Origin of the sequence: Bradyrhizobium sp. B039 (genome assembly GCF_038965675.1) — a bacterium.
GTDB classification, from domain to species: domain Bacteria; phylum Pseudomonadota; class Alphaproteobacteria; order Rhizobiales; family Xanthobacteraceae; genus Bradyrhizobium; species Bradyrhizobium diazoefficiens.
On the sequence record NZ_CP152416.1, the window covers coordinates 1,960,976 to 1,976,254 of the forward strand.

The following is a 15,279-nucleotide window of genomic DNA, read 5'->3' on the forward strand; positions in this document are numbered from 1 at the left end:
CGGGTCGAGATACCAAGCGGCTTGGGCGCTTGGGTCTTACGAAGTCACGGACGCCAAGTTAGCGCGCGAGACCAAAGGCAACACGGTCCTGCAACTCAGTCTTTAACTCGGACTTGTTGGCGAAGATGCAGCAGAGGCCCCCGGAGAAGGCCCACGTTGTGACGCCGGGGACGCAATACTTGCCGGAGGCGTATCGCATGGCTGATTTTGCAGCGTTCTATCGGCGCATCAGGCGAAGCCTCGAGACCTTTGCGGCTTCGCCTTCGCATAGCGGTCTCTATCCCGACCCGATCGAGCACTGTGAAATCTGCCGGTGGCGTGAGCCCTGTGCGTCGAGGCGGCGCAGCGACGATCACCTGTCGCTTGTCGCAGGGATAGCCAAGACCCAGATTGAAGAACTGGTCCGGCGAGGTGCGGGCACTATGGCGGCCCTCGCTACGCTGCCTATCCCCCTGCAATGGCGCCCTGATCGGGGCAGTGCACCAGGCTACGAGAAGGTCCGCGAACAGGCGAGACTCCAAGTCGAGGGGCGTCGACTCTCACTCAGAGATTTTTTACTGGTTCGGCGTGGATTTTTGGCGAGCTCAATAGGATCGGTCTGGTTTGCGTTCGAAATAAGCTTGGTGGGCTAATCACTTAGCGGGACGGTTGGCCGACAACTCACGCTCGAGTGCGGATTTATTTCCACGAGGCATTTGGAGCGATGCCGGTTAGCCAGCTCTGGTTGGGCTCAGGCGCTGCGTACCCACGAGAGCAAGCTTGGAACAACAAGGCCGGCTCGCGCTTGAACAACTAAGGAGGCCGGCTATGTCGCTAGTAAAACCGTCGCGTCCTATTCGCACAACGCTCAATCTTGCAGACGCGAAGCAGGTAAAGTCTGTTCGAAAGCGGCTTGGCATCTCCGCTCCTGATTTAGTCAGGATCGTCGATAAGATGGGTAACTCGTTAGCCGCCATACAGAAGGAAGTTGAACTCGAAAGGCTGGCGGGCCTTGAACACGCCAGCTCCAAAAAAGAACCCGCGGCCGTGACGTAGAGGTTTGGGGCCGACCCCGTTTGAGGAGAAATGCGATGAACGGTCTCATTTACTTGATAGGACTGATCGTTGTGATCGCGGCCATTCTTTCGTTCTTTGGCTTACGCTAATGCCCCGCAAGTCTAAAGTGTCCTTGCCTGTTTGTGGCCGAGGCCGGTGGTTGCAGCAAAATGGATGATCCACACCAAATAAACTCCATTATTGCCACCGCGATTTCTGATTTCTTCAAAGGACATCCTGACGCGCAATGTGGAATTGAAGAAGCCAAGCTCCTAGGGAAGCAGATTATCGAAGCTCTGAATGAGGCGGGCCTGCAGATTACCCCGGTCGATCCGGGGCGGTCGGCTCGCTAACTCTGCCTCATGTGAATGGCGTCCGCCAGATCGGATCAACTCTCAGGGCTGCACCGCTTTCAGTGCGACGGGAATTTGGTCAGGCAAGTCTGGCCAAAGACGCGCGATGACATGGAAAACTCCATCACTGACTGAACCAACAACTCAGCGAGATCCGAGCGTGTTTGGCTGGATTAAAACTGATCCAAGACGGAAAACAATCCAAGAGGATCGACAATACGTCGTTGGCCGAACGCAGCGCTTTCTTCGAAGTTATTTATCGGCAGATGAGGCTCGCAAGCGGCGATTTTATGAGGCGATAGAAGGAGCATCCGCCGGTTGCCGTCCGGTCATAGAGCCGCTTTCGGAGGATGCGCAGATTGCCAGAGCCACCGCTGAAGCTGCCCTTGAGGTTGTGAAGCGGCGCAGCCAACGGGGAAATGACGGCGAAGACCATTTGGCAATATTCATCACCGACGCCTACGCCACTGTAGCAATGGCATATCACCGCGCCGCGGGCACATACGCGATCGATCAAGAAATGCAGCAACTTGGCACCGCTGCCGTCCATCTTCTGACGATTGCGACATCCTATATGACAGCTCACCATCCGGCCGAAAAAGGCGGATGAAGCCAGTGCCAAGCCCTACGGCTTAATAAGCTCCGAAGTAGGCGCGCCTCGCGCAGGCCGTTGCGGCTATCGGACGCGGAACGGCCTTTACATACAAGAACAAGCAGATCGACTTCAGGACGCTCGGCAAGGACCTTGGCGTCCGCTGGGCAGTCCAGGGCGCGGTGCGACGCAACGGGGATCAGGTCCGGGCCAACGTATCACTTACGGATATCGCGAGCGGTCGGGACGTATGGTCCGATCGTTTCGACGGCGATCGTACGAACCTCGCCGCCTTGCAGGACGAGATCACAGCGCGGCTCGCCCGCTCGCTGAACATTGAACTGATCCAGGCCGAAAGCCGTCGCAGTGAAGTGGACCGGTCGAGGAATCCAGACGCCATGGACTTCGCGATGCGCGGCTGGGCAAAGCTCTACGGGCCGCAGTCGAAGATCCAAAATGATCAGGCGAAGGACCTATTCGATAGTGCGCTGCGCCTCGATCCGGACAACTTAGAGGCCATGGTCGGGAAAGCGCAGTGTTTGGCCACTGGTGCGAACAATCGATGGTCTGCTTCCGTTACGTTTCCCTCAGAGACCAAGCCGCTCTTGATGAGCTTCGGACACAGCGCCGCAAACTTATCGCAGATCTCAATTCATGTACCGGGATCGACTGCACGAGCACTATTCGACAGATCGAGGAAGACATCGTCGTGATTGAGGCTGGGCTGGCGCGGTTGGATGGCGCAGCGACGAGATCGCCAACCAGTTGTTCCCGTTCAGCCCGCCGCCTTAACTTCCTTCTCCGCTCCACGCATCACAATCTTGAGCGCGCCATCCGGCAACGGCCGCTGTAACGCCTTCGCTCATGCACAGCCGGCCATCGTCGATGAAGCGCGTGAACACCTCCCAGCGCTTGAGGCTGTAGTCGATCGCCTTGGCGGTCTCGCTCTTGCCGGAGAGCTTGGCGCGGCGCTCGTGCAGGAAGGTATGAAGCTCATCGACCAGCGGGCGGCTGCGCGCATGCCTTCGAGCAGATAGCCGAGCTGGGCCGGCGTGATCGTCACGGCTCCGTCCACAGCCTGTGGCCAGATGAAGCGGCCGCGCTCCAGCCGCTTGGCGAACAGGCACATGCCCTGGCCGTCGTGCCACAGCACCTTGATCAGCCCGCCGCTGCGGCCGCGGAACACGAACAGATGGCCGCCATGCGGATCGCGCTTCAAGGTCTCCTGGACCAGCAGCGCCAGGCCGTCGAAGCCCTTGCGCATGTCGGTATGGCCGCTCGCCAGCCAGACCTGTGTGCCGGAGGGGATCGGGATCGTCATCGCGAACCCGCCCGGAGCGCCGTGATCACCGCCGTCACCGTCGCGGCATCCGCCGCGCCGCTGATCCGGATCTTGGTCTCAGTCCCGATCTCGACTTCGATCAGCCCCTGAGGCGGAGCTGCCGCTGCGTGAAGATCGGGATCGGCTGCAATCGTCACAGCGGCGAAGCCGGGCACGGCAGTCTCCTCGCCGCACAGCTGCTGGCGCCAGCGGAACACCTGGCTGGAATGCACACCAAACGCGCGCGCCACGCCCAGGATCGTCGCACCCGGCTGCAACGCTGCAGCGACGATGCGCTCCTTGTCAGCCCGCGACCAATGCCGCCGTCGCCGCTCCGACGTGATCACTTCCACTTCCGCTTTGGCCATAGGACTAGGGTCCAGACTCAATTGAGCCAATATGCGACGAGAGCGGCGAGATGAACAGCGGCCAAAAAATTACGGGCGAGCTTGTCATATCGCGTGGCGATGCGCCGGAAGTCCTTGAGCCTGCAAAAGCAGCGTTCGATGACATTTCGTCCTTTGTAGGCGCGTTTGTTGAAGCGATGGATGACGACACGGTTAGATTTATTGGGGATTACGGGCTTGGCGCCACGACGAATGATTGCGCCGCGAAGCTTGTCGCCATCATACCCTTTGTCGGCGAGGAGCACGCTCATGGGTGGCGCGAGCGCCAGGACATCGGGAGCCGCAGCGATATCGGCATCCTGGCCTGGAGTCAGATGCAGGACGACCGGCCGGCAGAGCGGATCGCTCAGCGCATGGATTTTTGTCGTGCGGCCTCCGCGCGAGCGGCCGATTGCTTGATTGTGCTCCCCCCTTTTCCGCCGGAGGCACACCGGTGAGCTTTAATCGAGGTCGAGTCGAGCGACAGTACGACGCCGTCTTCGCCAGGCTTGGCCAGCGCTTCGAAGATTGCGCACCATCGTCCTCGCTTGGCCCAGCGATTGAAGCGATTGTAGATCGTCGTGTAAGGGCCGTATTCACGTGGACAATCACGCCATCGTGCACCCGATTGCAGCATGTGAATGATGCCGCTGACGATGCGTCGGTCGTCGTCCCGATCCGGCCCCGTCAGTCCCCTCGGCAGATGCGGTTAGAGCTGGCCCCGCAAATTCGGACAGTAGCTTGAGTGGATTTTCTGCCTGACAGCGGCGAGGATTCTTGCTGCGAATCAGGAGCGAAGATGACGAAGAAGAGCCGCCGGACGCATTCTCCGGCATTCAAGGCGAAGGTTGCTTTGGCTGCGGTCAAAGGAGACAAGACACTGGCGGAGCTGGCGCAACTGTTTGATGTTCATCCGAACCAGATCACGATCTGGAAAAACCAGCTCCTGGAAGGCGCCGCCGGCGTGTTTGGGCATGACAAGACATCGGCCGAGACGCCGGTCGATTTGAAGGCGTTGCATGCCAAGATCGGCGAGCTGGCGTTGGAAAACGATTTTTTGTCCGGCGCGCTCACCAAGGCGGGCCTGCTGAGCGCAAAGCGATGATCGACCGCGGTCATGATCTTTCTATCGTGCGCCAGGCGAAGGTCCTGAAGCTGGCTCGCAGCACGGTCTACTATGAACCTCGGCCAGTTTCGGCCGAGGACCTTGCCTTGATGCGTCGGCTCGATGAGCTGCATCTCGATTATCCCTTCGCGGGAGCGCGTATGCTGCGATCGTTGCTGCGGCGGGAGGGGGTATACGCCGGTCGCCGCCACATCGCGACGCTGATGAAGCGCATGGGGATCGAGGCGGTCTATCGTCGCCCGAACACGAGCAAGCCGGCTCCGGGTCACAAGATCTACCCGTACCTGTTGCGCGGATTGAAGATCGAGCGGCCCGACCATGCGTGGGCAATGGACATCACCTACATTCCGATGCGGCGTGGCTTCGTCTATCTCGCGGCGGTCGTCGATGTGTTCAGCCGACGGGTCCTGGCCCATCGCGTCTCGATCACAATGGAGGCGGCCTTCTGCGTCGAAGCGGTCCAGGAGGCGTTGGCGAAGCACGGCAGGCCCGCGATTTTCAACACGGACCAGGGCAGCCAGTTCACCAGCCTCGAGTTCACCGATGTGCTGCTGGACGCGAAGATCGCCATCAGCATGGATGGCAAGGGCGCCTGGCGCGACAACGTGTTTGTCGAGCGGCTCTGGCGCACGGTCAAATACGAAGAAGTTTATCTCCGCGCCTACGACAGCGTGTCCGAGGCGCGAGCGTCAATTGCCAAGTATCTGGCCTTCTACAATCAGGGACGCCCTCACTCGAGCCTTGACGGGCGCACGCCCGACGAGGCTTACTTCGGCACGCAAGCTATGGTGATGGCCGCATGACCGTCGCCGACGATTTTGTCGTCGCTCTGGTCGGGCTACGCCCTCCCGACGCAACGACAAAATCGTAAAGCCCCGCGTTCAGCATAACCCGGCAGGAATCCACTTAAATCCAGCGGGGCGCTGTCCAAACAACCGGGGCCAGCTCTGTTCGATACGCGCCCATTGCCTGTCGTTCAGCCAAAACAAACCAGCGCGCATTCTCTCGCCCCCGAATCAACACGTAGGCAAGAGAATCACGTGGCGCTATTTAGGTACAGACCCTAGCTCCAGGACTAGTCCTATGGCTTCGCGAAGCCTCACTGCCGACGCAAGGTGGCCGTCACCGGGGGCTTACCCTTTGTCCGCGCGGTGACGAAATGAATTCCGACCTGAGATCCATCGACCCAAATCAGTTCGCATCGCCGAAATGCCAGACCTGTGGTGGATAGAACGAGGAAAAATTCTTGTGCCTTTAGAGGATCGGTTGAGCCTTCAACCTCAAGTTTGGCACCGCTTTCAGACGCGTCGAGAAGATGACACCTTCGCTGCCATGTCCCATCGGCTCCCATGATCCTAACGATATGTTTGTGGTCAAACCGAACGCGATTTGTCTTTCGATTATTTCCAATCATCTGAAATTCCAATGCTTCAATCAACTTTTCAAAATAGATGCGTCCCTGCGCGCGGCTCCAAGGCGCATATCGATCATCGCAGAATGAGCAAGTAGCGCCTTTCTGACCTCTTCATCCAAATTGGTCTGCCCGACGATCAGTCGGATGCAAGTATTCGCGAGTTCAAGAAGAAAAATGGCCTGGCGGGCGTCATCTGCTGTCTTAATTTTTAGAACTTCAACCTGCGACAACAGAGCGGCGACGTTCGCTAAAACGTCGGGCAGTCTCTGGTCTGAGGGACTTGTCCCAGATTTCAATTTGCGAGGCCGCTGAAATCTAAGGACCGAAGACATTGTCGCAAATCTCTTTTGCGGTCGGCAATTACTGCCGCAATGACGTTGCTTTGTCGAAAGCGATCAAAAAAACGATGAAAAAAATATAGCTTCACGCGAGACAACGGTCGAACAGACCAACTCCGACTAGAGTTGCCGTGATAATCACGGCTGCCCGATACGCAGTAGAAATCCGTGTTTTAGTTTCACGCCTAAGTGGTTAACGAAAGTTTATCAGGTTGCGCGCGGTCGGTATTGAAGTATCCAAGTTGCAGAAAATAAGTGATCGAATTTCGGCAAGCATCGATTTACCGGATCATCCGGCACTACGCAGGCACGGGGCATAGCAGTTGACCACGCGGTAGGGCGCGAGGATGGCGCTTGGTCGGGGGTGATGCTGACGCACTCGACCTACATCAATCCCTTATCGGTAACGCGCAAGCGGCGGACGTAATAGCCTTGGCTCTGAACGGCCAGCCTGATCTCGGCGCTGACTTTGAAAACTCTTTTTCTGCTCTTGCGCCACTTATGTGCAGAGTAAAGCACGGGTACGGCAGAGCCTGTACTTAGAACGAGCAAGTCGCGCTTGTCATTGCGATAGACATCAAACACCTTTTGTCCCCCGCTAATCTTATTGAATGAAATATGTTTTGGTCGTCTCAATCGACGAGCTTAGTATCTCAAATGACTGTGCGGGTTGTAAATGTGCAACTGTTAGCCGCGAATCATTGCCGGATCGAAGCGCTGGGCCTGATGCCGTGGCAAAGTCTACGGTGCTATCCCACCTTGAGCGCGCTGGATCAGCCCTATGGCGATCCCGGTGCGAAGCGCGAAGGTGCCGAATTGGCGCTGCGCATGCGAGGGCTCTTACGTCACACCCCTTATCGTGACGCGAATGACCTCAGTCGAAGCTCGGAATAAGAAGCAGGCCGTATCCGCAGAATGCTAAAGCAAGAAGCACGTAAGTGCCAACCGATGCTTGACGTCATTCCGGAAAAAATTCTCTATGAGGATCGATCGGAGCAGGCCTTCAAACTTACTCTTTGCTAGATTCCAGTTCCCGACATCGGGATTGTTCCGTCCTGTCGCAACATCGACGAAGCTGTCAAATTCCGCGTCATCATATTTCCCATGCAACGTGCGGTGACCTTCGTGTCTGATAACCCCGTTTAGATCGATGTAATTGTCCACGGTGAAATGAACCAGCGCTCGCTCCGCGTAATCAAACTGATCGGTGCCGACCCGGAAAATATAGGGTCGCCGCAATCGGTAAAGGATGTTTGCTGAACCCAAAAAAATTAGGCCAAAGTATATCAGCTTCAGTCGCCCGGACGCCGTGAGGCTAAGGGCGTGCCGACTGGTCGACGCTCGCGCGTGAACTAGCCTACGTCGCCTTATGGCCCATCGCGTCAGTTAGTCCGATGCAGCGGTTTGTCTGGAGTTGGGGGTAAAGCCGACCCGCCGGCTGAGCGCCCGGACTTCTCAGTTTGACCCATTAACCGACCTCTCGTGAGGTCCACTATTGCGTCGCAATCAGGGGCACAGCGGACTTCTATGCGCCCTAACTGCCGGGCGTTCTGCGAGTACAAGCCTCGGTGCGCCTCGTGAAACCGGCTCAAGAACCTTCAGCCGTTTCGCTGCGCGGCTGGCGGATGGTTTCCTCGGGCGTGCCGATCCTCGGCCATGATGCCGGCATTTCATGAAGCCGACGCAGGTCGAGACATCGGCGAAGAAGACCATCTCGTGCGTAACCAGCATCGTCATGCCTTCGGCGCTTCTGGCCCCGGTCACCCCTTGGCAGCAACGTACCCATAAAAATTCATAAGAAAGTCCCGAATGGCGAGGGGCTTGACGGCACCGGTTTTTTCCTGCGGATGCGGTATCACGTAGTCTCCATCGCCATATGAGAAGACCTTCGCCTTCACGTACCCGTTCATCACTTGTATCTTCTCGCGCAGCACGACCCAGTGCATCGTAAACGCGGAGCCTTTATCGGACTGGTCGTCATAGTCGATCATATTGGCGCTTATGAAAAGACATACGCGATATCCGCTGTCGAGCAGCCGGTTGGCTTCGTTTACATCGTCGATGTCTTTGTTGAATCGCGAAATGTTGGTATTCTCGCGCACGTCTCGGTATCCGGCCTTGCGAAACCATTGCTCCATTTCGCTCGGGAGGGTGACACCCGCAAGATCGCTGATCTTGCCCGTGTCGTCGAAATCGAAGAACCAGTTCTCCGAATCGCGTATGGAGGCGCATGTCAGCCAGTCGACGTGGTCCAGCGACCAGGGTGGCGTGAAGTTCCTCACATCCTTTCCGGGCTTGATCAGCAGGCGGCCAAGGTTCGCCTGCCCCTTCTGATAGAGATCGATCGCGAACCGCGCGTAAGACCCTGGCCTGTCGGACGCGTAGCCGAACATCAGGGCGGATGGCCCGCACAGACTTCCCTGATCTTGATTGATGAGGCTCGGCTTCGCAATGCGCCTGAGAATACCTATGCCGACGCGGTGTGGGTCGAGCTTCGGAAAGAACGTCGTCCTCGTGTTTTTCAGGAAATCGCAGACCATTTCCGCGGCTAGTTTTTTCTGGTCGGAATTGAGGTCGTACGGTCCGATCCCGCGCTTCTCCTTGTATTCTTCTCCGACGAAGAGCGTGATGAGTTTTTTCGAGGTGGGGGAGAGCGTTCTGGAGGTGTTCGCAATGGTGGTCAGGTCGTCCAGCTCGAATGCGGTGACCATGCCGTCTGCGACGGTAGCCCGGATGATGTCAACGACCTCTGCGTAGTCCAGCTTTGAATCGTCGATGAGGCCTTTGCGAAGTGCAGCATCGACGGAAGGAGTCGCGATTGCGTCCCATTGGCCCTTTGGCGGGGCGGGCTTGGCGGCCGCCTTCGTCGACAGTTCAACGAGCCGACTGAATGTCGGTCCGGCAGGCCGAACATAGCCGTCAGGCGTGCCGGGAAAGTTCTTCTTTTGGAAGTACAGAATCGAGTTGTAAAGGCCGTTGCTGGCATAACCGGTCACGACCATCTGTGGTTTAAGCGTGTTCTCGGCGCCGCCATCGGAAATGGCGATCTTGTTGAGCAGCGAAATGACCAGCTCCTGATCCTTTTTCCAGTTCTGGCAGCTGCGCCCTGTCGTCGCGAACCGTCCGACCTTGTCTTTCAACTGCAGCATATCGCGCCTCCCGGAACGGGAATGCTGCCTCGAACGTCATGACATGCAGCCAGAGCTGTGGCAACTCTTCCCGCTGTAGGGTTGGTCGCCCCTGCCGTCCCTTGTGTTCATTCGCAAGGACAGCTGTCGCCCTGTGGCGAGGTTCACGAATGCGTTATGTCTTCCTATCGGGGTAGACCGGAATTTTTCGGCGCACCGCTAGAATGTCGCGAATGGCCCATCGCGTCAGTTGGTCCGATGCAGCGGTTTGTCTGGAGTTGGGGGTAAAGCCGACCTGCCGACTGAGTGCCCGGACTTCTCAGTTTGACCCTATGTATGGTCCGGCCGTGCGTAGCAAGAGGTTCGTCGATCAGGTGGTGTGGTCTTGCATCAATGTATCCGGCCTTTGATTGGAGCATTTGCTCCGGGCCATCATGGATATCAGCGCGCGTGCGTTCTCATTAGCGGACAGGCCTCGATTGGGCCATTTGGGTCACCAGTGTTCGCATGCGCCGGGAAGACCGAACCTCCATCTCGTCTCATCCTCTCGCAGACCTCGGCTGGAACCTGTTGATGGGGTTACGTCATCGCTTGCTCCTCCTACCTCGCAGTTCCTGTGTTCGAGCCAGGGGCCGTTCCTTCGTCCCGGCCCGCAGGACGTGCGTCGCGTCGCGCGCACGGGCGGTCAAGGCCGGCCGTTGCGCTTTGCTTGCGGCTGGCTCCGGCGTTGCCAGGCCGCGCCTTGACCGCGCCGAGCACGGCGCGACGATCAAGCGGGTCGGACGCCTGCATCGTTGGTCCTTGTCAGCTCGAAGGCGCGTCCTTTAGCCAGCACCGCCCAGGCGATGCGGGCAAGCTTGTTGGCGAGTGCGATCGCCAGCACGTTGTGGTGCAATCGCTTCTTGGCGGCTTCGATCCAGGATCTGAGTCCGTAACGTTCCCAGTTCTTGATCCTGACCAGCACCACCCATGCCGCCTGGACGAACAGAACGCGGAGGTAGCGATTGCCGCGCCTTGAGATTTTGCCGAGGATCGTGCGGTCTCCCGTCGAGATCTGCTTGGGCACCAGCCCGAGCCAGGCGCCGAAGTCACGGCCTTTGGAGAAGACGTCTCCAGTGCCGATCGCGGCCACCATGGCGCTCGAAATGATCGGCCCGATGCCAGACACCGTCATCAGGCGCGAACATGCCTGATCTTGACGGGCCAGTGCTTCGATCTCGCCGGAGAGGCTATCGATGCGCTGATCCAGCCGACGCCAGTCGCCTGCCAACTCCTCGATGACACACAACATGCGTGGCGACAGGGCATCGGTGCGCGTCGCAAGGATGGTGGGCAGTTCTGTGCGCAGGAAGCCGATACCCTGGCGCACCGCGATCCCGCGTTCCAGCATGAAGGCGCGAATCTGGTTGATGATGCCGGTGCGTTGCGACACCAGCCGCTCGCGCACCCGATGCAGCGCCTGCAGATCCAGTTGCTCCGCGGTCTTGGTCGCCACGAACTTCATCGTCGGGCGCTGCACGGCTTCGGCAATCGCTTCGGCGTCATTGAAGTCGTTCTTCGGTCCTTTGCTATAAGGGCGGACATATTTGGCCGGCATCAACCTGGCATCGTGACCTAACGATGCGAGTTTGCGGCTCAAATGATGTGCGCCGACGCAGGCTTCCATGCCGATCAGGCAAGGCGGCATATTGGCGAGCCGCGCCTCGACCTGGCCACGCGACCACTTTTGCCGCAGCACGACGGCGCCGCGCGTATCGTGGCCCACGACGTGGAACGAGTTTTTGCCGATATCGATGCCGATCACGGCGATCGCAGTACTGGGTGTCTGGGATGGCGTGCTCCTTGTCTTGGCGCCCCTGGCCAGCTTATCGCTGGCAGGGCAGGAGCACGGCCGGACCATCCCATTAGCAGAAGTTCCCGGAAAGGCTTGTTTCCATAGGGAACAACCTCGGCGGACGGCGCGAGCGTTGCTATCGAGCACCATTCTGCATTGAGTGCACCCACGCGATGAATGCGCCTATCGCCGCGAGCTTTGGGTGCCCAGACTGATGCACGAGATAGAACCCGTAGCCTGGCAGTGTGAGCTTCGAGATGTCAATCGGCCTGTAAATTTGACCCCTCATCGGCGTCCAATTTTGACCCCTTCGTGCGCCGCGGTTTGACGGTAGCGCTCGGCTCGTTGGAGCTGGCCGGGATAGCGGAGACGAGACGAGCGCGGGTGGCGTGATCGTCGTCGCGGCTTTTGAAGCGCCAGCTGTCATTGCCGGTCTCGACGATGTCACAGTGATGGGTCAACCGATCGAGCAGCGCGGTGGTCATTTTGGCGTCGCCGAACACGCTCGGCCATTCGCCGAAGGCGAGATTGGTGGTCACGATGACGGAGGCGCGCTCATAGAGCCGGCTGACGAGGTGGAAGAGAAGCTGGCCACCGGACTGGGCGAAGGGCAAATAGCCGAGTTCATCCAGCACAATGAAGTCCATCCGGGTCAGATGCTCGGCGAGCCGTCCTTGCCGTCCGTTGCGGGTCTCGGTCTCGAGGCGATTGACGAGGTCGACTACGTTGAAGAAGCGGCCGCGGGCACCGGATCGGATGCAGCTTCTGGCGATGGCAATGGCCAGGTGGGTTTTGCCTGTGCCGGTGCCGCCAACCAGCACGACGTTGCGTTGTTGGGCGATGAAGCCGCCGCCAGCAAGATCATTGACGAGTGTCTGATTGATCGGCGTGCCGTCGAACTGGAAGTCGGCGATGTCCTTGGCAAGCGGAAGCTTGGCAATGGTGAGCTGGTATTTGATCGACCTGGCTTGCTTCTCGTTGATCTCGGCGTTGAGCAGGTCGCCGACAATGCGCTGAGGTTCGTGCTGGCGCTTGACGGCAGTTGCCATGATCTCGTCGAAGGCAGCCTTCATGCCGTAGAGCTTGAGTTCGCCCATGAGGTCGAAGATTTGGGTTCGTTCCATCAGATGGTCCTCCGGAGGTTGTCGTAGCGGGCACAATCGGCGATCGGTGCATGACGGAGCGTCAGTGCGGCCGGCGTCATGATGTTGGCCGGTGGGGCGGGTTCACGTTGACGGGCCAGGATATTGAGAACGACATCGGCCGAATGGACGCTGTGACTGAGCGCTTCGGCACAGGCCGCTTCCACCGCGGGCAGACCGTCAGTCAGCACCGCGTTGAGGATGTCGACCATCTGTCGATTGCCGTCGTCGGTGCTGGCAAGCTTGCGCCGGATCCGCTCGATCGCGGCTGGCAGCACCCAGTCTTTGAAGGGAGCACCGTTGCGCAAGGCGCCGGGTTTGCGGGCGAGCACCGGCACATAATGCCAGGGGTCGTAGACGGTATCGCCGCGGCCAAAGGATCGCGGGTGCTCGGCAACGATGCGTCCATCCTGACGGATCACGATGCGATCGGCATAGGCTTGAACCTCGACCGGTCGCCCGACTGCGCTGGCTGCGACCGAGTACTTGTTGTTGTCGAAGCGCACCAGGCAGGTCTTCGAGACCGATGCCGTCACCGCATGGAAGCCGTCGAAGCGGCCGGCATAGGGAACGAGTTTGGGGCGTTCGGCTTCGAACACTTCCCAGATCGTCTGATCGACCAGCTCCGGATGGCGATGAACCTTGGCGTAGGCGATGCATTTGTCGAGCAGCCAGGCGTTTAACTCGTCGAGGTTTTTGAACCGCAGCCGCGGCGTGAAGAAGCGTTCCCTGACCAGCCCGACCTGGTTCTCGACCTGCCCCTTCTCCCAGCCCGACGCTGGCGTGCAGGCGACCGGATCGACCAGATAGTGGCTGCACATCTGCAGGAAGCGGCGATTGTAGAGACGCCCTTTACCGACGAAGATCGTCTCTACGGCGGTCTTCATGTTGTCGTAGATGCCGCGGGTGCAGGTGCCTTTGAACAGGGCGAACGCCCGGTCGTGGGCGTCGAACACCATCTCCTGCGTCTCCCGCGGATAGGCCCGCACGAACAGCATGCGGCTGTGACAGAGCCGGACATGGGCGGCCTTCACCATCACCGTGGTGCCGCTCAGCAAGACCACCTCGTGGCTCCAGTCGAACTGGTAGGCTTCGCCTGGGGCAAAGCTTAGCGGGACATAAGCAGCCGCGGTCGATTGCCCGCGTTCCTTGCTCCACCGCCTGGCGTAACGCCGCACCGCATCGTAGCCGCCGTCATAGCCACGGCTGCGCAGCTCTTCGAAGATCCGGATTAACGTCAGCTGTTCACGAGCCGGTTTGGCCGCGTTCGCCGCCAGCAGTCCGTCGAGCTCTACTGCCCATCGTCCCAGCTTTGGCCGCGGCTGCACTTGCCGCTCGTACTCGAAGGAGGTCTCTCCTGACCTCAGCACCTTCCGGACCGTGTTCCGCGACACCTTCAGGTCACGGGCAATCTCCTTGATCGTCTTGCCCTTGATGAAGTGCTCGCGCCGAATCCGCGCAATCGTCTCCACGATCAGCATCCTCGACCACCTGCTTCATTCCAAAGCAGGCAGCGCAACAGACCAACCTATAGGGGGTCAATTTTGGACGCCGATCCCCCGGCTTAGGGGGTCAATATTGCAGGCCGAATGACAAGCGGCTACATCGCCCGTTTCAATTACTGCGTCGGCAGAACCAAAACGCGAGATTGGGTTGCATTCATAGAGAAGATCCCCTCGATTTCGAGACGCATGGTGTCGCGGCATTCGCACGCCACCGCTGCGAGCCGCGAAGGGTCGATCTCGATTTCGCCTCGCCGTTCAGATATGATCGCTCCGGAAGCGCGCAGATTCCGCATCAGGAGCGTCACCGTCGTTCGTCGCACACCTAGTATTTGCGAAAGCGCCTCCTGGGTGAGCGGGAGGACGTCGTGGTCGACGCGGTCGCGAAGATGGAGCAGCCAGCGCGCCATGCGGGCTTGGACCGAATGCAGCGCATTGCAGGCCCCGCCGATTTGTAGCTGTATCAGCATCGCCTTGAAGTGAATCTGGACTGCGTGACGGATCGCGGGGCTCCGGCTGAAAGCGGCGTGGAATCGCGATGCGGGGATCCGCGAGGCGGTGCCCGCGGCACGAACGATGGCGGTAACGGCCGCAGGAGACGGCCCGAGCACGGAAAGAGTGCCTACTGCTCCCTCGCGCCCTATTGCGGCGCTGGCGACCGTCTGCCCGTTCGCCATGTCGATCATCACAGAAATGGCGCCACTATGGGGGAAGAGGACGTGCTCGGTCTGGTCACCCGCCCGCGAGACGACCGAGTCCCGATCGAGCGCGACCATCTCTAGGTCGGGTGCCAGCAGATCGAGATCCGCCGCCGGTAGTGCTGCCAAAAGTCGGTTACCGATCCCGCTGGAAAGCGTCACTGTAGCCCGCCGCGAACCATCCGCCGCATCGCATTTCGAGCGGCATAGGGCGGCAACCTCGAACTTTGTTTGAATCCGCCTACGCTTCGCCCCCCGAAATCCAATTCAGCTGCGGAAGCTCTCAATGTCAAAAATTGAACTCCAAACACACGCGATCGCGAGGCGAATTTTTGTCTCGCCGGATCATTGAGGACTTAGATTCCAGCGCTACGCGGCACAATTGCAAAATGCGTATGGGTAACATCATA

General features: G+C 59.1%; 14 protein-coding genes and 3 pseudogenes. 5 read left to right on the top strand and 12 right to left on the bottom strand.

Annotated features, from left to right (window positions below; genetic code table 11):
- The first annotated feature begins 807 nt into the window (after positions 1-807).
- The 4 genes from AAFG50_RS09355 (at position 808) to AAFG50_RS09370 (ending at position 2,693) form a co-directional block, all read left to right on the top strand.
- Complete coding sequence (locus AAFG50_RS09355) at positions 808-1,035, top strand: DUF3606 domain-containing protein (RefSeq protein ID WP_074077356.1); 228 nt, start codon at positions 808-810, stop codon at positions 1,033-1,035.
- A gap of 170 nt (positions 1,036-1,205) precedes the next feature.
- Complete coding sequence (locus AAFG50_RS09360) at positions 1,206-1,388, top strand: hypothetical protein (protein ID WP_074077354.1); 183 nt, start codon at positions 1,206-1,208, stop codon at positions 1,386-1,388.
- A gap of 106 nt (positions 1,389-1,494) precedes the next feature.
- Positions 1,495-1,998, top strand: a complete 504-nt coding sequence (locus AAFG50_RS09365; protein WP_131234270.1) for a hypothetical protein — start codon at positions 1,495-1,497, stop codon at positions 1,996-1,998.
- Positions 1,999-2,273: 275 nt separating this feature from the next.
- Positions 2,274-2,693: a hypothetical protein gene (locus AAFG50_RS09370; RefSeq protein WP_231166643.1), complete on the top strand. Its 420-nt coding sequence runs from the start codon at positions 2,274-2,276 to the stop codon at positions 2,691-2,693.
- A gap of 156 nt (positions 2,694-2,849) precedes the next feature.
- Here AAFG50_RS09370 and AAFG50_RS09375 read toward each other — a convergent pair.
- From AAFG50_RS09375 to AAFG50_RS09390, 4 genes and pseudogenes are all read right to left on the bottom strand, one after another.
- Positions 2,850-2,999, bottom strand: a pseudogene (locus AAFG50_RS09375) (transposase); the annotation flags it as partial.
- A gap of 53 nt (positions 3,000-3,052) precedes the next feature.
- Positions 3,053-3,301: pseudogene (gene tnpB, locus AAFG50_RS09380) on the bottom strand (IS66 family insertion sequence element accessory protein TnpB); the annotation flags it as partial.
- A complete protein-coding gene (locus tag AAFG50_RS09385; RefSeq protein WP_039187448.1) occupies positions 3,298-3,669 on the bottom strand; it encodes a transposase in 372 nt (123 codons plus the stop codon). The pseudogene tnpB and the gene AAFG50_RS09385, both read right to left, overlap by 4 nt.
- Positions 3,670-3,686: 17 nt before the next feature.
- Positions 3,687-4,390, bottom strand: a protein-coding gene (locus tag AAFG50_RS09390; RefSeq protein WP_231166716.1) for an IS5 family transposase whose coding sequence is annotated in 2 segments (ribosomal slippage) — positions 3,687-4,118 and positions 4,121-4,390 — 702 coding nt in all. Because the reading frame shifts where the segments join, the coding sequence is not laid out codon by codon here.
- Between the two features lie 96 nt (positions 4,391-4,486).
- Here AAFG50_RS09390 and AAFG50_RS09395 point away from each other — a divergent pair.
- Positions 4,487-5,616 (top strand): IS3-like element ISRj2 family transposase gene (locus AAFG50_RS09395; RefSeq protein ID WP_109866565.1). Its coding sequence is split into 2 segments (ribosomal slippage): positions 4,487-4,739 and positions 4,739-5,616, totalling 1,131 coding nucleotides; the frame shifts between segments, so codons are not numbered across the junction.
- A 296-nt stretch (positions 5,617-5,912) separates the two neighbouring features.
- Here the strand turns inward: AAFG50_RS09395 and AAFG50_RS09400 are convergent.
- From AAFG50_RS09400 to AAFG50_RS09435, 8 genes and pseudogenes are all read right to left on the bottom strand, one after another.
- Complete coding sequence (locus tag AAFG50_RS09400; RefSeq protein ID WP_074077349.1) at positions 5,913-6,227, bottom strand: PilZ domain-containing protein; 315 nt, start codon at positions 6,225-6,227, stop codon at positions 5,913-5,915.
- Between the two features lie 20 nt (positions 6,228-6,247).
- Complete coding sequence (locus AAFG50_RS09405) at positions 6,248-6,457, bottom strand: hypothetical protein (protein ID WP_166466022.1); 210 nt, start codon at positions 6,455-6,457, stop codon at positions 6,248-6,250.
- 492 nt (positions 6,458-6,949) lie between these two features.
- Positions 6,950-7,150: a hypothetical protein gene (locus tag AAFG50_RS09410; RefSeq protein WP_011090410.1), complete on the bottom strand. Its 201-nt coding sequence runs from the start codon at positions 7,148-7,150 to the stop codon at positions 6,950-6,952.
- A 1,175-nt stretch (positions 7,151-8,325) separates the two neighbouring features.
- Positions 8,326-9,714, bottom strand: coding sequence for a hypothetical protein (locus AAFG50_RS09415; protein WP_028176073.1), 1,389 nt, complete (start codon positions 9,712-9,714; stop codon positions 8,326-8,328).
- Between the two features lie 748 nt (positions 9,715-10,462).
- Positions 10,463-11,557: an IS110-like element ISBj4 family transposase gene (locus tag AAFG50_RS09420; protein ID WP_074077756.1), complete on the bottom strand. Its 1,095-nt coding sequence runs from the start codon at positions 11,555-11,557 to the stop codon at positions 10,463-10,465.
- A 230-nt stretch (positions 11,558-11,787) separates the two neighbouring features.
- On the bottom strand, positions 11,788-12,651 hold the full coding sequence (istB, locus tag AAFG50_RS09425) for an IS21-like element helper ATPase IstB (RefSeq protein WP_039183785.1): 864 nt from the start codon (positions 12,649-12,651) through the stop codon (positions 11,788-11,790).
- 8 nt (positions 12,652-12,659) lie between these two features.
- Positions 12,660-14,150, bottom strand: a pseudogene (istA, locus tag AAFG50_RS09430) (IS21 family transposase); the annotation flags it as partial.
- Positions 14,151-14,287: 137 nt separating this feature from the next.
- Positions 14,288-15,031 carry a Crp/Fnr family transcriptional regulator gene (locus AAFG50_RS09435; protein ID WP_039183889.1) on the bottom strand — a complete coding sequence of 248 codons (744 nt, stop codon included), beginning with the start codon at positions 15,029-15,031 and terminating at the stop codon, positions 14,288-14,290.
- Positions 15,032-15,279: the final 248 nt, after the last annotated feature.